The following is a 17,056-nucleotide window of genomic DNA, read 5'->3' on the forward strand; positions in this document are numbered from 1 at the left end:
GTCCGGTATCGCTCTTAGCGTGCAGCCATGGACTTCGCATCTATCCGCGTCATCACCGCCGACGTCGCCCGCCTCGCCGGTTTCTACGAACGAGCAACGGGAGTGCGGGCGACCTGGGCCAGCGAGGACTTCGCCGAGGTCACGACCCCGTCGGCGACTCTCGCGATCGGCAGCACCCGCACCGTGGCGTTGTTCGCCGCCGGATCGGCCGAGCCGGGTGCCAACCGCAGCGTCATCATCGAGTTCGAGGTCGACGACGTGGAGGGCGTGCACGCGAAGCTGGCCGGCGTCGAGGTCGTCCAGGAACCCACCACGATGCCGTGGGGCAACCGGTCGTTGCTGGTCCGCGACCCCGACGGCAACCTGGTCAACTTCTTCAGGCGGGCCAGGCCCGCAGCACCGAGTCCAGCGCGTCCAGGGCTCTGAGCCACGACGCCTCGACCCCGCGCGGGTGGCTGTGGAACGCCCCGGAGCGTTCCAGCGAGACGAATCCGTGCAACGTGCTGTGCAGGAGTCGGGCGGCATCGGTCAGCTCCGGCTCCCACAGCTCATAGCCCCGCAGGACCGCGCGGGTCATCTCGGCGTGCTTCAGGGCGCTGTCGGCGGCCGTGTCCGGGTCGAGCGCGATCTGCATCGCCGCGTAGCGGCCAGGACGCTCGCGGGCGTACCGGCGGTAGGCGGAGGCGAACGCGACCAGGGCGTCCTTGCCCGCACGGCCCGCGATCGACTCCGCCACCTGGTCCGCGAGTTCCGCGAGCGCGAGGACGGCCAGGCGGACGCGCAGGTCCTGGGCGTTGCGGATGTGCGAGTAGAGCGAGGCGTCCTTCACCCCGAAGTGCCGGGCCAGCGCGGACACCGTCACGTTCTCGAAGCCGACCTCGTCCGCCAGGTCCGCCGCCGCCTGCGTGAGGCGGTCGGCCGTGAGCCCCGCACGTGCCATCCGTCACCCTTCCTAGGGTCCTTAATAATTTGCCTAGGACCTCTAGGTAAGCCTAGCGTCCGTGGTCATGAAGCCGCTGACCGAACCCGAGATCCGCGCGTCCTTCGTCAATTCCACCAAGGGCGAGGCGAAGCGCATGCACGTACCCAGGGATCTGGGCGAGCGGCCGTGGGACGACCTGGACTTCCTCGGCTGGACCGACCCGGCCGCGCCCGACCGCTCGTACCTCGTGATCGAGCTGAACGGACGGCTCACCGGCATCGCGCTGCGCAGGGCGGCCCAGGCCGGACGGGCGCGCAAGACGATGTGCGCGTGGTGCCTGACCACGCATTCCGGCGACGGCGTGTCGCTGATGAGCGCGCGCAAGGCCGGCAAGCCGGGGCAACTGGGCAACTCGGTCGGCGTCTACGTCTGCGCCGACCTGGCGTGCTCGCTGTACCTGCGCGGCAAGAAGAGCGCGGGACCGGGCTCGCGGTTCCACGAATCGATCACACTCGACGACCAGGTCGAACGGATGATGTCCGGGATCAGCGCGTTCCTGGACCGGGTGAACTCGTAGGTCTCAGAGCTCGAGCACCAACTCCGCGGAGCACGCGCGGGCACAGGGCCACGGGTCGCCGCACTCGGTGCAGCCGGTCGTCGCGGGCAGGTGCGTGTCGAGCACCTGGACCGCCCTGGTCCGATAGCGCTCCAGGTCGGTCTCCCAGTTGTGGCGGGAGCCCGCGGTCGCACTCGTCATGGTCATCAGTCCTCGGGTTGAGCTGGTGCACACAGCATGCACCTGTGACGGCGCTCACGGGCGGCAATTTCGCGAATCCCGACCTTCGGCGGGTCGCGACCATCGAGCGATGTGCCGTCCCACGAGCGTGGACGGCACATCGCTCGTCACGCCGTGGGCCCGCCGAGCCGCTCGAGGTCAGCGCGCAGGTGACCGAGTGCGCTGCGGTAGAGCTGCGGACCCACGGACACGCGCGCGACCCCGGCCGCACGAAGCGCCTCCAGCGACCCGCCCTGCAACGGCAGCCCGGCGTTCACCGGGGCGCCGACCTCGGTGACGACCGCGCGGAGGTCCTCGGGCCCGGCTCCTGGCACGAACACGCAGTCCGCGCCGGCCGCCCAGTACGCCCGTGCCCTGCCGAGGGCGTCGGTCAGCCTCTTGTCCCCGGTGAACGGCGAGGCGGGGAAGAAGGAGTCGACCCGCGCGTTGATCACCAACGGCACCCCGGCCCGGTTCGCGGCCGCGCGCATCTCCCCGATGTAAGCCGCGCGCACGTCGGCGTCCACCAGGCCGCCGTCCGCGTGGTCGGTGTCCTCGATGTTGCAGCCGACGGCACCGATCCCGGTCAGCAGCTCGACCAACTCGCCGGCAGCGAGTCCGTACCCGGCTTCTGCGTCGACCGTCACCGGAACGTCGACCGACGCCACGATGCGCGCGGCGACGAACATCATCTCTTCCCTCGGTGCTCCCTCACCGTCGTCGTAGCCCAGCGCCGCGGCGATCGCGTTGCTCGCCGTCGCGATCACGGGGAAGCCCGCGTCGACGACGGTGCGGGCGCTACCGACGTCCCAGGCGTTCGGCAGCACGAGCGGGTCGCCCGGGACGTGCAGCGAACGCAGGAGTTCGGCCTTGGCGGCCAGATCGGACATGACGCTCTCCTGTTCCTCGGTCGTCACCACGGATCCGGCAGGCCCTGTCCCGTGGTGACCAGGCTGCGCAGGCTGCCGTTGACGTAGGGCAGCCAGGCCGTGGAGCACGCGCCGAAGCACTCGACGTCCGGCACCAGACCGACGTGGGTGAACCTCAGCTCCGCACCGCCGCCGACGGGGACGATGTCGAACACGATCTCACTGCCGGTCCACTCGGCCGGGTCCGACACGAAGGACAGGAGGCTGTCCGTGACCTGCCAGACCACGCGGCGGCCCGGGTTCAGCTCGGTCACGCGCTGGCGGCTGTAGTGCTGCGGGGGATGCCGGTAGGTGAACTCGGCGCCCACCTCGTCGGTACGTCCCTCGACCTCGCCCGTCCACCAGGCACGGACGTCCAGGACGGCCGCGTAGACCTCGTCCGGCGACTGCTCGACCGTGTACGAGGTGGAGTAGCCGCGCTCGGTGCGCGGCGCCTGCGTCGTCATGACTGGTCCGATCCTGTCTCTCGATCCGCTGTGCCGCGCTGGATCCGCTCGGCGATCCGCTTGATCCGCTGCAGCCGGGCGTCCCAGGTGGTGCCGACCGCGGTCAGCTGGGCGACCGCGCGGGCGAGTTGCGCCTCGTCCACCTCGTAGCGGCGCTCGCGTCCGGCCGGGGTGGAGTGCACCAGTCCGACGCGGTCGAGCACGCCGAGGTGCTTGGCGACCGCCTGCCGGGTGACCGGGAGCCGCTCGCTCAGCGTGGTCGCGGTGCCGCCCCCGTCGCTCAGCAGCAGGTCGAGCATCCGGCGGCGGGTCGGGTCGCCCACCGCGGACCAGAGGTCGTCGTCGATCGCCGTGCTCACGGCCGCGCCACCAGGCTGTCGGCACGCGCGACGAGACGCGGGAGGAAGTGGTCCCAGCCCCGGACGTGATCGGCGTAGGCCTGCTCCAGCACGGCGGCCTCCCAGCCGCGCTCGCGGAACCCGGTCTCCTTGAAGCGCAGCAGCGTGCCGTCGCCGGACGGCTCGAGGTCGATCGTGACGAGCAGCGAGTTGCCCGGCTCCGGCGACGCGCCCTGGTCGTACACCCAGCGGAACGCGAACCGGCGGGGCGGGTCGGCCTCGACGACCGTGAGGTGCTCGACCTTCGCGTCCGGCGAGGCCGGGTCGCCGAAGGTGATCGTGCCGGTGCCGCCGGGCACGGGGTCGAGCTCGGCGTCGTCGGGCCACCACTCGCGCAGGTGCTCGGGAGAGCTGACCACCTCGTAGACCACCTCGGGACTGGCGTCGATGCGCAGCTCGCGTTCGATGCTTCCGTGTTCCACGCTGTCCTCCTCACTCAAAAGTGCAACCATCGGTTGCGCTTCAACGTAACCGGCTCTCCTGGCTAGCGCAACCTTTAGTTGCACGAGCTGCCGATGGGTGTTTGAGCGCTGGAGCCGCCCTCTCCCCTGGTACGAGAAGGAAAAGAGGGGAACGACATGGTCTGCTCGATCCTGCCCGCCCACCTGCTGATCGAACTCGCCGAAGCCGGCAACGTCGACCTCCGCGACGCCATCCCGACCCTGATCGCCTCCGCCGCCCTGCGCACGCAGCGCGAGACGCTCACCGAGGCCGTGCAGTTCCTCGACCTCAACGCCGCCCAGTTGCGCGGCCCGGGCGGCGAGTTCAAGGCCGTGCACGACGTCCAGGGCGGCGACGAACGCACCCTGCCCGGTGTCCTGCGCCGCAAGGAGGGCGACGGCGCCGCGGCCGATCCCGCCGTCAACGACGCGTTCGCCAACGCCGACAGGACCTACGACTTCTACCGCGACGTGCTGGGCCGCCACAGCGTCGACAACAACGGCCTGAGGCTCGTCTCGTCAGTCCACTTCGGACGCGGCTTCGGCAACGCCTTCTGGGACGGCACCCAGATGGTCTACGGCGACGGCAGCGGCAAGGTCTTCCAGCCCGGCGCCCTGTGCCGCGACATCACGGTCGTCGGGCACGAGATCACCCACGGCGTCATCCAGTACACGGCCGGCCTGCGCTACCGGACGCAGCCGGGCGCCCTCAACGAGTCGATGGCCGACGTCTTCGGCTCACTGGTCAAGCAGCACACGGCGGGCCAGTCCGCCGACCAGGCCGACTGGCTCATCGGCGCGGGCATCCTCGGCACGCAACTCCACGGCATGGCCCTCCGGTCCATGAAAGACCCCGGCCGCGCCCACCAGCTCGACCGCCAGCCCGCCCACATGCGCTCCTACGTCGACCTGCCCGACGACGGCAACCCGCGCAACGACAACGGCGGCATCCCCAACAAGGCGTTCCACCTCGCGGCGACCCGGCTCGGCGGCAACGCCTGGGACCGGGCGGGGAAGGTCTGGTACGACGCGCTCACCACGAAACTGCGGGTGAACTCGAACTTCGCCGACGCCGCCGCGGCCACGACCGCGTCCGCCCAGGCGTTGTTCGGCAGCGAGGTCGCGGGCGTGGTGCGTGGACCGACGTCGGAGTGAGCTAAACCGCGGGATGAGTCCTGACCAACCGCAGCAGCGGTGCCCACTGGTGAGCCGTGAGCGGGAGTTCGACGGAGGGAGCCTTGCTGTCGCGGATGCCGACGCCACGGCCCACTTCGACACAGTTGCCGTCGCTAGCGCTGTAGCTGCTCTTCTGCCACCTGGTCATGCTCGAACTCCTCACCGATGATGTCGGTGATCAGCTTCCTCGTCTGGACCTCGTCCAACGCCGTCCGATCGAGTGACTTCAGGACGGTGTCGTAGCGGGCGACGGAAGCTTGATCCTCGATGAAGACGTTAGCTCCTTCGCTCTCGACGTAGACGAGCTCGGGGATCTTCTTGAACTTCAGCCGGTCGAAGTCGCCCGCAAGTCCGGCGTGTGGCCCGAAGTGGGTGGGCATCACGCGAATCGTGAGGTACGGACGCACTGAGAGTCGTAGCAGGTGGTGCAGTTGCTCTGCCATCACCCCCGCATCGCCGACCGGCAGTCGCAGAGCCTGCTCATGCATGAAAATCGTGACTGTCCGATTTCCGTCAAGCACGGCTGTCTGACGCACGACCCGGTTCTCGACCACCACCCGCGCGGCTTTCTCGTCCAATGGCTTGGCGAGCGCGAGGTGCCAGGTGTAGTCGGGCACCTGGACCAGGCCGTGTACGACGTTCATCGACCAGCCGGTGATCTCCGAAGCGATTTTCTCGTGCTCTCGCAACGTTCTCACTCGGTCCGGCATGCCGGAACCGGCAGGCTGCAACCAGTCTCTGATGTGCGCGTCGTGGTGCAGCGCCATCAGGTGGTCGAACTCGTCGGGCGGCGTGCGCAGCAGGCCCAGCAACTTGGCCAGGTCGACGTCGCTGACGCCTTCCTTGCCGTTGACCAGTTCCGAGACTTTGGCTTCCTGCCAGCCCAGCAATTCGGCGGCGGCCCGGTTGGTGAGGTCGGCCGCCTTCAGCAGCGCTCGTATCGCGTCACCGAACTCGCGGCCGCGCACCGTTGATCTCCGCAAAGGCATGCAGGGACGGTAGAGGCGGCGTTCCGTTTGGCTCCACCCATTCGCCGCAGGTCAACCTGAAAGCATTCCCTTTGGACGAGTTCCAAACTTCCGGCCTAGGCCGGCGCGACGGCGCGGCGGACGCTGTCTCGCAGGAAGTCTCGGCGGCGGTCGTGGGTCTCGGCGGGTTCGTCGACCGTGGCCGCGTAGACGTTGCTGACCGGTGACCACGCCATCGACATCGCGATGACCATGGCCATCAGGTCGAAGGGGTCGCCGTCCCGGATCAGCCCCGCTTGCTGCGCGTCGGTGATCGCCTTGAGCTTGTTCTGGTCCAGGCGATCGGTGTCGGCGACGAGGTGGCCGGTGGGGCGCCGTTCCAGGCGGGCCCAGGTCGCGAGCCGGATGAGGTCAGGGCGCTCGAGGTACTCGTCGTAGAGGCGCACGGCCCAGTCCGCCAGGTCGGCCGCGTCGATGGGCACGACGTTGACGATCCGCTCCAGCGAGCCGAAGAAGATCGCGTCGAACAGCCCGTCCTTGTTACCGAAGTAGGCGTAGAGCTGGGCCTTGTTGGTGCGCGCCGCGGCGACGACCCGTTCGATGCGGGCTCCGGCGATGCCGTGCTCGGCGAACTCGCGGGTGGCCACGTCGATGATGCGTTGCCGCGTGGCCGCGCCACGGGCGGTCAGCTGCTGGTCGGACATGGCTGAACTGTACCGACAGAACAGTCGGTTTACTTTGTCGCCCTTCCGGGGGTAGCTTGAAATAGACCGAACAGTCTGTTTGAGGAGAGTCATGCGAAGCACCACCGGCTGGCAGGCCGACGGACACACGTTGCACCGAGTGCCGCTGTCCCGCCGTGACCTGCGGCGCGACGACATCGCCGTGCGCGTGGACTTCTGCGGGGTCTGTCACACCGACCTGCACTCGCTGCGCGCGCACAACGGCGAGGACGTGCTCGTGCCGGGTCACGAGTTCACCGGGGTGGTCGTGGACGTCGGTCCCGAGGTGAGCGGGTTCCGGGTCGGTGACCCGGTCGCGGTCGGCAACATCGTCGACTCATGCGGCGTGTGCACGATGTGCACGGCGGGTCAGGAGAACTTCTGCCGTGAGTTCCCCACGCTCACCTACGGCGGGACCGATCGTCACGACGGGACGACGACGCTGGGCGGCTTCTCCCGCGAATACGTGGTCCGTGACCGGTTCGCCCATCCCCTGCCGTCCGGGCTGGACCCGGCGGCCGCGGCGCCGCTGCTGTGCGCCGGGATCACCGTGTGGGAACCGCTGCGCGCCCTGGGTGTCGGTCCGGGGCGCGCGTAGCGGTGGCCGGCCTGGGCGGGCTGGGCCACCTCGCGGTCAAGTTCGCCGCGGCCCTGGGCGCCGAGGTGTCGGTCGTGAGCCGGTCCGCGGACCGTGCGAGCGACGCGATCCGGCTCGGTGCTCGTGACGTCGTCGTCTCCGCCGACCAGGACAGCATCGAAGCGGCCCGCGACAGGTTCGACGTTCTCATCGACACCATCCCGGTCCCCCACGACCTCAGCCCCTACCTGCGTCTGGTGGCCGTGGACGGGACGCTGAGCCAGGTCGGCTACCTCGGCAGCCTCACCGTCGAGACGATGGACCTGCTCCTCGGCCGCAAGAAGCTGAGCTCCGGTGGCAGCGGCGGTCTTCCCGCCACCACCGCCATGCTGGAGTTCTGCGCCACCCACGGCATCACCGCCGACGTCGAGGTCCTGCCGTCCGCCCGTGTCGCCGAGGCCCTCGACCGGCTCGATCGCGGTGACGTCCGCCACCGGTTCGTCCTCGACCTGTCCGACCTCGGCTGACGTGCCGTGGCAGTGCTGATCACTTCCAGGGCGTCCGGCGACCGACCCGCGGCATCTTGGCGATCTTCGCTTCCGCCTGGTCCTCGTCGATGATGCCTGCGGCGGCTCGCCACCGCAGCTTGTCGGTCACGACATCGGCGAGCGGCGCGTCCGCGAACTTGCGCCAGCGCTTCGACGGGAGACGTTCGCGCTTGAGCTCGGACTCGATGTCATCGGGAAACCCCTGGACGAGCACCACGTGCTCGCGGCGCCGGTCCGCCCGGACGTTGACGCGCTTGCGCCTGGCGATGGCCTTGCGGGAGGCCTTGTCGTTCTGTCCGTAAGAGTTGCGGGCGTCCCTGGCGTAGCTCAACGCCTTCTTCTCCTGCGGTGATCTCCTGGTCACAAGCCGATCCTAACGAGGCACGCACCTGGTTTTGCTCAGGCGTGCTAAATTTTGCTCATGCGAGCAAAGTCCGTGACCGAGCAGGCCCGGCGGGCGCAGATCGTGGCGGCGGCGATCGCCACGATCGCGGAGCTGGACTACGCGGAGACGTCGTTCAAGGCCATCGCGGCGCGTGCGGGGCTGAGCAGCACCGGGCTGATCTCGTACCACTTCAAGAACAAGCAGGAGCTCGTCGACGTGGTGTTCGCGGACATCTTGGAGCGCTTCCAAGGGTTCGTGCGCGCGCGGATGGGCCAGGCGAGCGCCCGCGAGGAGCTGCGGGCGTTCCTGAGCGCCAACATCGCGTTTCTGCGTGAGCACCGCGCGGACATGGTGGCGTTCCTGCGGATCAGGGCTCACTCGGTGGTGACGGACGGGGGCATCGCCGACTCCGATCACGCAGGGCTCGCCGACCTGCTGCGGCAGGGGCAGGACGCTGGCGAGTTCCGCGCGTTCGACCCGGACGTCATGGCCGTGTTCGTCCTCGCGCTGCGCAACAGCGTTGTGCAGCGGTCCGGGTCACTCGATCTCGACGTCTGCGAGCAGGAGTTGGTCGCGGCCGTCGACCTGGCCACAAGGGGTTAGCCATGCGTCGGGGGACGTTGCTAGTTGCCGCATTACTGCTGCTCGGCGCGTGTGGGAGAGGGGAAGCCGTGCCATCGGACGTCGTTACGACCGATACGGGGCAGGTTCGGGGGGAGGTGCGGGACGGGCATCTGCGGTTCCAGGGGGTTCCGTACGCCCGCGCGGCTCGCTGGGAGCCGCCGGTGCGCGCGGCGGCGTGGAACGGGGTGTGCGACGCTTTCGAGCCCGGCAGTCCGTGTCCGCAGGTCGGGTCCAGCTACTCGGAGACGAAGAGCACCGACGAGGACTGCCTGTTCGCCAACGTCACGACGCCTTCGGTGGCCGGCCGCAAGCCGGTGCTGGTGTGGGTGCACGGCGACGGCGCGATCGGGGCCGGGCACTTCTTCGACGCGGAACGCCTCGCACGGCGAGGGGATGTCGTCGTGGTGACGTTCAACTACCGGATGGGGGTGTTCGGCGGGTTCGGGCTGCCAGGCCTGGAGCACTCCGGCGAGTTCGGTCTGCTGGACCAGCGCGCGGCGTTGGAGTGGGTCCAACGCAACATCTCCGCTTTCGGTGGAGATCCGGGCAACGTGACGTTGTTCGGGGTGTCGTTCGGCGCGACCGCGGTCGGCGCCCACCTGATCGAGCAGCGGCCGCTGTTCCACAAGGCGATCATGCACAGCTCGTTCACGCTGGTCGACGTGCCTCGCGGCGCCTGGTTCCCGGATCTGGAGGCGTTGCCGTCGCTCGCGTGGCGGCCGGTGCCGGAGATCCAGGAGATCGGCGCGATGATCAGCTCCGAACTGGGCTGCGCGGACGTCGAGTGCCTGCGGCGGCTGCCGGTGGAGAAGCTGCTGGCCCACCCGCAGATCATGAACATCTTCCAGTCCACCGGCTACGGCGGCTCGGTGCTGCCCCGGCTGCCGGGCGACTCGCTGGAGGCGGGCGAGTTCGCCGACGTGCCGATCCTGGCAGGCGCGACGCGCGACGAGCACAACAGCTTCGTCGGGCTGTTCCGGCCGGACCCGATGTCCACCGAGGACTACTCGCGGCTCGTGCGGGAGGCGTTCCCCGACCGCGCGGCCGAGATCGAGCGCGAGTACCCGGCCGGCGCGTTCGCGTCGCCGAAGCAGGCGTGGGCGACGGTGCTGACAGATCGCATGTGGGCGCGTGCGACGTTCCGGCAGAACACGCTCTACGCGAAGAAGGCACCCGTTTACGCGTTCGAGTTCGCTGACCGCAACGCGGCCACGAACCCGGAGATCCCCGAGGAACTGCACGGCGCGAACCACTCGTCGGACATCGACTACCTGTTCCCGGACGAGGACTTCACCAAGGACCGCGGCCTGTCCGACCACATGATCAAGGCGTGGACGGACTTCGCCCGCACCGGAACGCCGGGGTGGCCGCGGTTCTCGGAGGGGCAGTACGTGCAGTCACTGGCTCCGGGCGCGATCGGACCCGTCGACTACGCCGCCGAGCACAGGCTGGCGTTCTGGAACTAGGCCATGGCCTTGGCGGACTCGGTGATGTGTTCGATCTGGTCACGGGTGAGGCGCCGGACGTCCCAGACGAGGTCGCCCACGTCCGCCGGGGCCGGGTCCGGCGTGATGCCGGTCAGCGTCGCGAGGTCGGAGGCGGAGAGATCGCCGAGCAGGTCAGAAGTGAGTTCCTTGAGGCCGTGGCCGATCCTCCCGTAGGTGGAGGCCGCCCAGTAGCGGCGGCCCGTGGTCACCACGTGGACCGACTTGGCGACGGCGGGGTAGTTCATGTTCCGGTTGCGCAGCAGGCGCATCACGAGCGGACCGGGGCCTTCGCCGTCGATCCTGGCCGGGATGTCCTCGAGGCTCGTGCGGTTTCGCTGAGGAACCGACCGCACGAGTGCGCGCACCTCGGCCTGCGCGCTGGGGCTCAACGGCAGGAAGGCGTGCAGTAGACCTGGGATGCTTCCGCCCGCTGTCTTGTCGAGTGGTGCCAGCTCGGGCGGCATCGGCCGGGAGGCGATCACGAGCCTGTCCGACTCGTGCAGCTTCTCCCCCATGTGCACGAGCCTAGGCGCGACATCGCTACCCTGGATCACGTGCCCGGCACCCGCAGCTCGCGAACCCGCGCGTATCTCGCGCGGGTCTTCGCCGTGCTCGCGCTGGTCGCCGGGATCGCGATGATGCAGGGCACGCCGTGCGAGGCGGAGTTCGCCTGGACCGCCCAGTGCCCGACGTCGAGCACCCACGCGGTCGCCCACTCCGCTACGGCCGACGACGGCGGGCTGATCGAGGGCATCCTCGTCGCCGGAGCCTGCCTGGTGGTGGCGCTCGCCGTGCTGATCGGGTTCGCCGCGGCGCGGCGGTCCGGCTCGTTCCAGGTGCTCTCGGTGCGCCTGCCCGCTGTCCTGTCCCCTCCTTCACGCCGGCTGGAAGTGCGGCTGACGCAGCTCTGCGTGCTGCGCGCCTAGACCGAACCCGTTCTGAGGGTCCGTCTTCCTTCGCCACACGTGGAGTTCTGCCATGTCGAAAAACGCTCGTCTGTCCCTGATCATCGTCGCCGTCGTGGCGGTCGTGGTCGCCGGTTTCCTCCTGTTCAGCCGCAACGACACCACCGCGGCACCCCAGTCCGCCGACGGCAGGGTGACCGTCGTCGAGTACCTCGACCTCGAATGCCCGTCGTGCCGCGCCGCCTACCCCGCCGTGGAGAGGCTGAAGACCGAGTACGGCGAGCGCGTGACGTTCGACGTGCGGCACTTCCCCATTCCCAGCCACCGCAACGCCGAACTGGCCGCCGTCGCGGTCGAGGCCGCGGGCGCGCAGGGCAAGCGGGACGAGATGTTCCGGCTGATGTTCGACGCACAGCAGGAGTGGGGCGGCCGGCAGACGTCGCAGCGCGCGGCGTTCACCGGCTTCGCCCAGCAACTCGGCCTCGACCAGGCCGCGTTCGACAAGGCCCTGGACGACCCGGCGCTGCTCGACCGCGTGCTCGCCCAGCGCACCGAGGGCAGCAAGGCCGGCGTCACCGGCACGCCGACGTTCTTCGTCAACGGCACCAAGTTCAGCGGCGCGCCCACCTACGACGCGCTCAAGGCAGCGATCGAGAAGGTGCGTTCGTGAACCGGATCGTCGCCTGGGTCCTCGCGGTCGGCGGGTTCGTCGGCCTGGTCGCGTCGTTCGTGCTGACGATCGAGAAGATCGCGCTGCTCAAGGACCCGTTCTACGTGCCCACGTGCAGCATCAACCCGGTGCTGAGCTGCGGCTCGATCATGAAGACCGCCCAGGCCGAGGTGTTCGGGTTCCCCAACCCGTTGCTCGGCATCGCGGGCTTCGCGGTGGTGACGACCCTGGGCGTGCTGCTGCTGGCCGGGGTGGCGCTGCCGTCGTGGGTGTGGATCGGGCTGCAGGTCGGCGTGACGTTCGGCGTGCTGTTCGTGCACTGGCTGATCTTCCAGTCGCTGTACGAGATCGGTGCGCTGTGCCCGTACTGCATGGTCGTGTGGGCGGTGACGATCCCGATCTTCTGGTACACGACGCTGCGCAACATCCGGCCGACGTTTCAGCTCCACAGCGTGGTGCTGATCCTCTGGTACCTGGTGATCGCCGGCGGGGTGCTGCAGGCGTTCTGGTTCTACTGGTCGTCGCTCGTCTAGCAGCAGCGGTCCCAGCCGGCGTTCGCGAAGAACGCCGGCTGGGACCGCTGCTTGGATGTCGGTGTGACCGCATACGACGTCGCTCGTCTCCTGCCCGCCATTCCGGAACTGCGCGCGTTGTGCCGTGCGCTGGCCGCGCTGGACGTCGTGCTCGACCCCGACAGCGACGAACGCCACCACCTCTACGACATGGCGTGGGCGCCCGGTGAGGAGTTGGCGTCCATGTACGACGGCTCGGGCAACGAGTACTCCGTCACGTTCACGGCCGCAGGGGCGTACGTGCGCGGGTTCGACCACGAGTCGCCGATGAGTCCCTACGCCACCGATGACGAAAAGCCGTGGCCGGGTGTGCTCGACTCCGTGCCCGACGTGTTCCGGGAATGTGTGGAGGAACCGGCGTTCTCCGATGAGTTCGGCACGCCGTCCGTCACGGTGTGTCTGTGGCGCGAGCACAGCGACACCGCCTGGCGGCACGGAGACATCACCTTCCCCGACGGAGACGAGGACGGGGCCGACTGGCTGTTCGCCCTGCTGACCGACCGCACGCCCGAGGCCTTCCAGGACTGGGCGCAGGACTACTACGAGATGCCGGTCGACCTCGACGCGGTGCGGCACGTCTACGCCGGGCAGCCGTTGACCGCGGAGGTCGTGACCGCGCTCAACCCCGCCACCACCCTGGCCGCCGTCGCCGACCAGATCGTCGCGACCGGGTATCCGATCCGCTGACGTCCCTAGGCCTTTTTGGCGGCACCAAGTAGCGCGCGCAGCCCGTCGATCCCCGTGAAGTGGTGCCCGCGCATCCCGGTCAGCTCCGCGGCGCGCACGTTCTCCAGCCGGTCGTCCACGAACAGGATGTCGTCGTCGCCCAACGCGTCACGGCACCACTCGAAGGCCGCGCGGTCCGGCTTGGCGTGGCCGATCCGGCACGAGAACGCGCGCACCTCGAACAGGTCGAGCCACGCGTAGGTGCGCTCGAAGTTCTGGGCGTGGTCCTCGGGGATGTTGGACAGCAACGCGATGCGCCGGTCCGCGTTGTGCAGTTCGTGCAGCAGCGCGACCATCTCGTAGTCGACGCGGTTCCAGCTGGCCACGTCCTTCTCGACCAGCGGCGGGTGGCCCACGAGGGCCCAGTACTCGTCGGCTGTCACGTCGCCGCGGTCGTAGGCCGGGCGGTGGGCCCAGTAGGCGTCCCAGAACTCCGGCTCGGTGCTCATCGTGGCCATGACCTCGGGTGACTGGTCGCGGGCGATCACGCCGAACATGTCGAACAGCACGATCATGCCGTCACCACCGCGACGCCCGCGGCGGTCAGGCCGTCGTCGCCTTCCGCGTCGGTGACGACGGCGTCCAAAGAGGACACCGGGACGACATGGGCCAACGCGGTGCGGGTGAGTTTCGAGGCGTCCACGGCGGCGATGACGCGGCGGGCCGACGTGATGGCGGCTCGTTTCACCGAGGCGTCCTCCAGGTCGAAGGCGGTCAGTCCGTGTTCGGCGGAGAGGCCGCAGCAGCCGATGACCGCGGTGTCGAAGCGCAACGCCTGCAGCGAGGCCAGGGTCAGCGGGCCGGTGAGCGCCAGTTCACCGAGGCGTGGGCGGCCGCCGGGGACGAGCAATGTCAGGGTCGAAGAAGAGGAGAGGACGTTCACGGCGTGCAGGGACAACGGCATGACGGTCAGGCGTCGGTCGTGCAGCAGGCGGGCCACTTCGAGGCAGGTGGTGCCGCTGTCGAGGACGACCGACTCGCCGTCCGCGATCAGGGCGGCCACGGCGGCGGCGATGCGGCGCTTGGCGGGCGTGTTCTCGTCCGAGCGCAGCGCGAACGGGGGTTCGGAACCGCGCAGGAGCAGGCTCCTGGCGCCGCCGCGGTAGCGTTCAAGAACGCCCTGAGCTGCGAGGACCTCCAGGTCGCGGCGGATGGTCATCTCGGAGGCGCCGGTCAGCGACGCCAGGTCCGCCACACCGAGCGAGCCGGCGTCGCGGACTGCCTCGGTGATCTGCTTCAGTCGGGACACGGTCGTGATTGAACATCAGTGATGTTCGAAACTCAATCTTTCGAACACGCAAATCGTTCGTTAGCGTGATGCAAGTGAACGCTCTCAAGGCCGCCCGGGTCGCCACCTTCACGTACTTCGCCCTCAACGGGTTCCTGCTCGGGCTGTGGCTCGTGCACATCCCGACGGTCGAGGACCGCACCGGCATATCGCACGCCGAGCTCGGCCGGTTGCTGCTCCTGCTCGGGCTGGGCGCGTTCATCGGCATGCGGCTCGGCGGCAAGTTCACCGACCGCGTGGGCGTGAAGCTGGTCGTGCCGCTCGCCGGTGTCGTGTGCAGCGTGACGGCGTTCTTGCCCGGTGCGGCGGTCAACCAGTGGACGCTCGGTGCGGCGCTGCTCATCTTCGGCATCGGCAACGGGCTGATCGACGTCAGCATGAACGCGCACGCCGTGGTGGTGGAGCGGCACTACCAGCGTCCGGTGATGTCGGCGTTCCACGCGACGTGGTCGCTCGGCGGTGTGGCCGCCGCGCTGACCGGTGCACGTACGCTGAGCTGGGAGCTCTCCCCCGCCACGACCCTCGGCGCCGCGGCCGTGCTCGGTGTTGTCATCAGCCTCGTGACCGCCAGGTTCCTGCTCGACGAGAAGGAGTCGCAGCACGCCACCGAGCAGACCGGCAAGCGCAAGGCTCCACGGCGGATCTGGATCATGGCGGTGCTCGCCCTGCTGGTGATGCTGAGCGAGGGCGCCGCGAACGACTGGAGCGTGCTGCACCTGCAGGACGTTCTCGACGCGTCCCCGCAGATCGCCGCGCTCGCCTACGGTGCGTTCGCCACGACGATGACCGTCGGACGCCTGCTCGCGGACCGGGTCACCGCGAAGATCGGGCCGATGGCGGTGCTGCGCTGGGGTTCGGCGATCGGTGCGGCCGGCATCGCGACGGCCGCGCTGTCGCCGTGGATCTGGCTGGCGCTGGTGGGCTGGGCGATCGCCGGGATCGGCCTGTCGGGCACGGTGCCGCAGCTGTTCAGCGCGGCCGGGCACGCCGAACCGGGTGCCGCGGCCGCCAACGTCTCGCGCGTCGCGGGTCTCGGCTACCTCGGCGTGCTGGCCGGACCGGCGGTGATCGGCTGGCTGACCCACCTCGTACCGCTCAACATCGCGTTCCTGCTCCCGGTCGCGCTGTGCCTGATCGCGGCGCTGTCCGCGGGCGTGTTGCGCACCGATGCCGCCGAGGAGAAGGTCACGGCGTAAGAATGCGAGCATGGATCTCGCCACTCTGGATCTCACCACCGCACACCTCGCTGACGCGTGCATCCGGGCAGACATCCCGGTCCGCACCGTCTCCCTGACGCCGGTCATCCCCGGCTCGAAGACCGGTGGCCGCGTGCTGCCCGCCCGGCACGCGGGCAGCGTCGACGTCTTCCTGGAGGCCATCGAACGCAGCGAGCCCGGCGACGTGCTCGTCGTCGACAACGACGGCCGCACGGACGAGGCCTGCGTGGGCGACCTGATCGTGCTCGAAGCGCAGAAGGCCGGTCTCGCCGGCGTCGCCATCTGGGGGCTGCACCGCGACACCCAGGACATCAGGGCGATCGGGCTGCCGGTGTTCAGCCTCGGTGCGAACCCCACGGGTCCGTTGAGCCTGCGCGACCGTGCGCCGGAGGCTCTCTCGACGGCCGAGGTCGGCCAGTGGACCGTCACCTCCGACGACATCGTGTTCGGTGACGACGACGGCGTGCTGTTCGTGCCGGCGTCCCAGGCCGGCGCGCTCATCGAGAAGGCGCGCGGCATCCGGGACGTCGAACGAGCGCAGGCGGACCGCGTGCGGCAGGGTGACTCCCTGCGCGGCCAGCTGCGGTTCAGCGAGTACCTGGAGAGCGGTCTGACGTTCCGCGAACACCTGCGCAAGATCGGCGGCGCCGTCGAGGAGTGAGGCCATGACATCGATTTCGGCCAGATACCGGGCCCGGGCGGACGCCTTCGAGGCGAAGGTCGCCCAGGTGAAGTCCGACCAGTGGGACAACCCCTCACCGTGTGCGCAGTGGACGGCACTTGAGGTCGTGGACCACGTCATCGACATGCACGGCGTGATGCTCGGCCATCCCATCCCGCGAACCGAGGACCCGCTCACGGACTTCCAAGAAGCCCGTCGCCAGGTCCAGGAAGCCTTGGACACGGACCGAGCTGGAAGCGAGGTCTCCACGCCCGCCGGCCCGATGACGCTGGAGGACCACGTCGACCAGGTCGTCAGCGACGACCTGGTGCTGCACGGCTGGGACCTCGCCCGCGCCACCGGCCAGGACGAGACGATCCCGGCGGCCGACGTGGAACGCCTCTGGGCCACGGCGACGTCGGTGCCCGCCGACCTGATGGAACGCTTCCGCACACCCGGCGCGTTCGGTCCCGGCATCGAGGTCTACGGCGCCGAGATCCCGGTGCCCGACGACGCTCCTCTGCAGGACAGGCTCCTCGGGTATGTGGGCCGGGACCCCATGTCGAAAAGTCTCTGAGCACTTCGACGGGTGCTTGTAAGGCAGCCGCTGAGAGGAATGA

27 protein-coding genes are annotated in these 17,056 nt (G+C 69.3%); 14 read left to right on the top strand and 13 right to left on the bottom strand.

Going from position 1 to position 17,056, the window contains the following annotated elements; genetic code table 11:
- Positions 1 to 27: 27 nt before the first annotated feature.
- A complete protein-coding gene (locus SK571_RS38830; RefSeq protein ID WP_319989103.1) occupies positions 28 to 426 on the top strand; it encodes a VOC family protein in 399 nt (132 codons plus the stop codon).
- Here SK571_RS38830 and SK571_RS38835 read toward each other — a convergent pair.
- Positions 377 to 940, bottom strand: coding sequence for a TetR/AcrR family transcriptional regulator (locus SK571_RS38835; protein ID WP_319989104.1), 564 nt, complete (start codon positions 938 to 940; stop codon positions 377 to 379). The genes SK571_RS38830 and SK571_RS38835 overlap by 50 nt on opposite strands.
- A gap of 67 nt (positions 941 to 1,007) precedes the next feature.
- Between SK571_RS38835 and SK571_RS38840 the strand changes: the two genes are divergently transcribed.
- Positions 1,008 to 1,499 carry an FBP domain-containing protein gene (locus tag SK571_RS38840; RefSeq protein ID WP_319989105.1) on the top strand — a complete coding sequence of 164 codons (492 nt, stop codon included), beginning with the start codon at positions 1,008 to 1,010 and terminating at the stop codon, positions 1,497 to 1,499.
- Between the two features lie 3 nt (positions 1,500 to 1,502).
- On the opposite strand, the gene SK571_RS38845 is transcribed toward SK571_RS38840, so the two are convergent.
- The 5 genes from SK571_RS38845 to SK571_RS38865 all read right to left on the bottom strand — a co-directional run bounded on the left by SK571_RS38845 (position 1,503) and on the right by SK571_RS38865 (position 3,892).
- Positions 1,503 to 1,679 (bottom strand): hypothetical protein, encoded by a 177-nt coding sequence (locus SK571_RS38845; protein ID WP_170176235.1) that lies wholly within the window; start codon positions 1,677 to 1,679, stop codon positions 1,503 to 1,505.
- 146 nt (positions 1,680 to 1,825) lie between these two features.
- A complete protein-coding gene (locus SK571_RS38850) occupies positions 1,826 to 2,587 on the bottom strand; it encodes an isocitrate lyase/PEP mutase family protein (protein ID WP_319989106.1) in 762 nt (253 codons plus the stop codon).
- A gap of 23 nt (positions 2,588 to 2,610) precedes the next feature.
- Entirely contained in the window at positions 2,611 to 3,072 is a 462-nt protein-coding gene (locus SK571_RS38855) for an SRPBCC family protein (protein ID WP_319989107.1), read from the bottom strand.
- Positions 3,069 to 3,431, bottom strand: coding sequence for an ArsR/SmtB family transcription factor (locus tag SK571_RS38860; RefSeq protein ID WP_319989108.1), 363 nt, complete (start codon positions 3,429 to 3,431; stop codon positions 3,069 to 3,071). The genes SK571_RS38855 and SK571_RS38860 overlap by 4 nt, the downstream gene beginning before the upstream one ends.
- Positions 3,428 to 3,892: an SRPBCC domain-containing protein gene (locus SK571_RS38865; protein WP_319989109.1), complete on the bottom strand. Its 465-nt coding sequence runs from the start codon at positions 3,890 to 3,892 to the stop codon at positions 3,428 to 3,430. Before SK571_RS38865 ends, SK571_RS38860 begins: the two co-directional genes overlap by 4 nt.
- A 156-nt stretch (positions 3,893 to 4,048) precedes the next feature.
- On the opposite strand from SK571_RS38865, the gene SK571_RS38870 reads away from it, so the two are divergent.
- The gene (locus SK571_RS38870; protein WP_319989110.1) at positions 4,049 to 5,065 is read left to right on the top strand and encodes a M4 family metallopeptidase; all 1,017 of its coding nucleotides are present in this window, start codon (positions 4,049 to 4,051) and stop codon (positions 5,063 to 5,065) included.
- A 1-nt stretch (position 5,066) separates the two neighbouring features.
- Here SK571_RS38870 and SK571_RS38875 read toward each other — a convergent pair whose 3' ends face one another.
- From SK571_RS38875 to SK571_RS38885, 3 genes are all read right to left on the bottom strand, one after another.
- Complete coding sequence (locus tag SK571_RS38875) at positions 5,067 to 5,234, bottom strand: DUF397 domain-containing protein (RefSeq protein ID WP_319989111.1); 168 nt, start codon at positions 5,232 to 5,234, stop codon at positions 5,067 to 5,069.
- On the bottom strand, positions 5,200 to 6,075 hold the full coding sequence (locus tag SK571_RS38880) for a helix-turn-helix domain-containing protein (RefSeq protein ID WP_319989112.1): 876 nt from the start codon (positions 6,073 to 6,075) through the stop codon (positions 5,200 to 5,202). The genes SK571_RS38875 and SK571_RS38880 overlap by 35 nt, the downstream gene beginning before the upstream one ends.
- A 95-nt stretch (positions 6,076 to 6,170) precedes the next feature.
- Entirely contained in the window at positions 6,171 to 6,758 is a 588-nt protein-coding gene (locus SK571_RS38885) for a TetR family transcriptional regulator (RefSeq protein WP_319989113.1), read from the bottom strand.
- 91 nt (positions 6,759 to 6,849) lie between these two features.
- Here SK571_RS38885 and SK571_RS38890 point away from each other — a divergent pair, with 91 nt between their 5' ends.
- Both SK571_RS38890 and SK571_RS38895 read left to right on the top strand, forming a co-directional pair.
- On the top strand, positions 6,850 to 7,374 hold the full coding sequence (locus SK571_RS38890) for an alcohol dehydrogenase catalytic domain-containing protein (RefSeq protein WP_319989114.1): 525 nt from the start codon (positions 6,850 to 6,852) through the stop codon (positions 7,372 to 7,374).
- Positions 7,329 to 7,880 carry a zinc-binding dehydrogenase gene (locus SK571_RS38895; protein WP_319989115.1) on the top strand — a complete coding sequence of 184 codons (552 nt, stop codon included), beginning with the start codon at positions 7,329 to 7,331 and terminating at the stop codon, positions 7,878 to 7,880. The genes SK571_RS38890 and SK571_RS38895 overlap by 46 nt, the downstream gene beginning before the upstream one ends.
- Positions 7,881 to 7,899: 19 nt before the next feature.
- Here the strand turns inward: SK571_RS38895 and SK571_RS38900 are convergent, their stop codons facing one another.
- Complete coding sequence (locus tag SK571_RS38900; RefSeq protein WP_319989116.1) at positions 7,900 to 8,265, bottom strand: hypothetical protein; 366 nt, start codon at positions 8,263 to 8,265, stop codon at positions 7,900 to 7,902.
- Positions 8,266 to 8,322: 57 nt separating this feature from the next.
- On the opposite strand from SK571_RS38900, the gene SK571_RS38905 reads away from it, so the two are divergent.
- Together SK571_RS38905 and SK571_RS38910 are read left to right on the top strand one after the other, a co-directional pair.
- Entirely contained in the window at positions 8,323 to 8,889 is a 567-nt protein-coding gene (locus SK571_RS38905; RefSeq protein WP_319989117.1) for a TetR/AcrR family transcriptional regulator, read from the top strand.
- A gap of 2 nt (positions 8,890 to 8,891) precedes the next feature.
- The gene (locus SK571_RS38910; protein WP_319989118.1) at positions 8,892 to 10,376 is read left to right on the top strand and encodes a carboxylesterase/lipase family protein; all 1,485 of its coding nucleotides are present in this window, start codon (positions 8,892 to 8,894) and stop codon (positions 10,374 to 10,376) included.
- Here SK571_RS38910 and SK571_RS38915 read toward each other — a convergent pair.
- Complete coding sequence (locus SK571_RS38915) at positions 10,373 to 10,912, bottom strand: hypothetical protein (RefSeq protein WP_319989119.1); 540 nt, start codon at positions 10,910 to 10,912, stop codon at positions 10,373 to 10,375. The two genes, SK571_RS38910 and SK571_RS38915, sit on opposite strands and share 4 nt — an antisense overlap.
- Positions 10,913 to 10,951: 39 nt before the next feature.
- Between SK571_RS38915 and SK571_RS38920 the strand changes: the two genes are divergently transcribed.
- The 4 genes from SK571_RS38920 to SK571_RS38935 all read left to right on the top strand — a co-directional run bounded on the left by SK571_RS38920 (position 10,952) and on the right by SK571_RS38935 (position 13,231).
- Positions 10,952 to 11,323 (top strand): hypothetical protein, encoded by a 372-nt coding sequence (locus SK571_RS38920; RefSeq protein WP_319989120.1) that lies wholly within the window; start codon positions 10,952 to 10,954, stop codon positions 11,321 to 11,323.
- 52 nt (positions 11,324 to 11,375) lie between these two features.
- Positions 11,376 to 11,972, top strand: coding sequence for a DsbA family protein (locus tag SK571_RS38925; protein ID WP_319989121.1), 597 nt, complete (start codon positions 11,376 to 11,378; stop codon positions 11,970 to 11,972).
- A complete protein-coding gene (locus SK571_RS38930) occupies positions 11,969 to 12,505 on the top strand; it encodes a vitamin K epoxide reductase family protein (RefSeq protein WP_319989122.1) in 537 nt (178 codons plus the stop codon). Before SK571_RS38925 ends, SK571_RS38930 begins: the two co-directional genes overlap by 4 nt.
- A gap of 63 nt (positions 12,506 to 12,568) precedes the next feature.
- Positions 12,569 to 13,231: a hypothetical protein gene (locus tag SK571_RS38935; protein ID WP_319989123.1), complete on the top strand. Its 663-nt coding sequence runs from the start codon at positions 12,569 to 12,571 to the stop codon at positions 13,229 to 13,231.
- A 5-nt stretch (positions 13,232 to 13,236) separates the two neighbouring features.
- Here the strand turns inward: SK571_RS38935 and SK571_RS38940 are convergent, their stop codons facing one another.
- Together SK571_RS38940 and SK571_RS38945 are read right to left on the bottom strand one after the other, a co-directional pair.
- A complete protein-coding gene (locus tag SK571_RS38940; protein WP_319989124.1) occupies positions 13,237 to 13,785 on the bottom strand; it encodes an HAD family hydrolase in 549 nt (182 codons plus the stop codon).
- Complete coding sequence (locus SK571_RS38945) at positions 13,782 to 14,519, bottom strand: DeoR/GlpR family DNA-binding transcription regulator (protein ID WP_319989125.1); 738 nt, start codon at positions 14,517 to 14,519, stop codon at positions 13,782 to 13,784. Before SK571_RS38945 ends, SK571_RS38940 begins: the two co-directional genes overlap by 4 nt.
- A gap of 74 nt (positions 14,520 to 14,593) precedes the next feature.
- On the opposite strand from SK571_RS38945, the gene SK571_RS38950 reads away from it, so the two are divergent.
- Genes SK571_RS38950 through SK571_RS38960 form a run of 3 tightly spaced genes read left to right on the top strand, consistent with a single transcriptional unit; the run spans position 14,594 to position 17,013 of the window.
- Positions 14,594 to 15,754: an MFS transporter gene (locus tag SK571_RS38950; RefSeq protein ID WP_319989126.1), complete on the top strand. Its 1,161-nt coding sequence runs from the start codon at positions 14,594 to 14,596 to the stop codon at positions 15,752 to 15,754.
- Between the two features lie 10 nt (positions 15,755 to 15,764).
- Complete coding sequence (locus SK571_RS38955; RefSeq protein WP_319989127.1) at positions 15,765 to 16,436, top strand: RraA family protein; 672 nt, start codon at positions 15,765 to 15,767, stop codon at positions 16,434 to 16,436.
- Positions 16,437 to 16,440: 4 nt separating this feature from the next.
- The gene (locus SK571_RS38960; protein WP_319989128.1) at positions 16,441 to 17,013 is read left to right on the top strand and encodes a TIGR03086 family metal-binding protein; all 573 of its coding nucleotides are present in this window, start codon (positions 16,441 to 16,443) and stop codon (positions 17,011 to 17,013) included.
- Positions 17,014 to 17,056: the final 43 nt, after the last annotated feature.

The organism is Lentzea kristufekii, from assembly GCF_033949925.1.
Taxonomy (GTDB): Bacteria; Actinomycetota; Actinomycetes; order Mycobacteriales; family Pseudonocardiaceae; genus Lentzea; species Lentzea kristufekii.

What these genes read in the sequence shown, in the direction of transcription:
- SK571_RS38905 (WP_319989117.1), top strand. Translation starts at nt 8,323, where the DNA reads ATGCGAGCAAAGTCCGTGACCGAGCAGGCCCGGCGGGCGCAGATCGTG.
- SK571_RS38830 (WP_319989103.1), top strand. Translation starts at nt 28, where the DNA reads ATGGACTTCGCATCTATCCGCGTCATCACCGCCGACGTCGCCCGCCTC.
- SK571_RS38960 (WP_319989128.1), top strand. Translation starts at nt 16,441, where the DNA reads ATGACATCGATTTCGGCCAGATACCGGGCCCGGGCGGACGCCTTCGAG.
- SK571_RS38835 (WP_319989104.1), bottom strand. Translation starts at nt 940, where the DNA reads ATGGCACGTGCGGGGCTCACGGCCGACCGCCTCACGCAGGCGGCGGCG.
- SK571_RS38915 (WP_319989119.1), bottom strand. Translation starts at nt 10,912, where the DNA reads ATGGGGGAGAAGCTGCACGAGTCGGACAGGCTCGTGATCGCCTCCCGG.
- SK571_RS38870 (WP_319989110.1), top strand. Translation starts at nt 4,049, where the DNA reads ATGGTCTGCTCGATCCTGCCCGCCCACCTGCTGATCGAACTCGCCGAA.
- SK571_RS38910 (WP_319989118.1), top strand. Translation starts at nt 8,892, where the DNA reads ATGCGTCGGGGGACGTTGCTAGTTGCCGCATTACTGCTGCTCGGCGCG.
- SK571_RS38855 (WP_319989107.1), bottom strand. Translation starts at nt 3,072, where the DNA reads ATGACGACGCAGGCGCCGCGCACCGAGCGCGGCTACTCCACCTCGTAC.
- SK571_RS38840 (WP_319989105.1), top strand. Translation starts at nt 1,008, where the DNA reads ATGAAGCCGCTGACCGAACCCGAGATCCGCGCGTCCTTCGTCAATTCC.
- SK571_RS38875 (WP_319989111.1), bottom strand. Translation starts at nt 5,234, where the DNA reads ATGACCAGGTGGCAGAAGAGCAGCTACAGCGCTAGCGACGGCAACTGT.
- SK571_RS38885 (WP_319989113.1), bottom strand. Translation starts at nt 6,758, where the DNA reads ATGTCCGACCAGCAGCTGACCGCCCGTGGCGCGGCCACGCGGCAACGC.
- SK571_RS38890 (WP_319989114.1), top strand. Translation starts at nt 6,850, where the DNA reads ATGCGAAGCACCACCGGCTGGCAGGCCGACGGACACACGTTGCACCGA.
- SK571_RS38940 (WP_319989124.1), bottom strand. Translation starts at nt 13,785, where the DNA reads ATGATCGTGCTGTTCGACATGTTCGGCGTGATCGCCCGCGACCAGTCA.
- SK571_RS38880 (WP_319989112.1), bottom strand. Translation starts at nt 6,075, where the DNA reads ATGCCTTTGCGGAGATCAACGGTGCGCGGCCGCGAGTTCGGTGACGCG.
- SK571_RS38845 (WP_170176235.1), bottom strand. Translation starts at nt 1,679, where the DNA reads ATGACGAGTGCGACCGCGGGCTCCCGCCACAACTGGGAGACCGACCTG.
- SK571_RS38850 (WP_319989106.1), bottom strand. Translation starts at nt 2,587, where the DNA reads ATGTCCGATCTGGCCGCCAAGGCCGAACTCCTGCGTTCGCTGCACGTC.
- SK571_RS38925 (WP_319989121.1), top strand. Translation starts at nt 11,376, where the DNA reads ATGTCGAAAAACGCTCGTCTGTCCCTGATCATCGTCGCCGTCGTGGCG.
- SK571_RS38955 (WP_319989127.1), top strand. Translation starts at nt 15,765, where the DNA reads ATGGATCTCGCCACTCTGGATCTCACCACCGCACACCTCGCTGACGCG.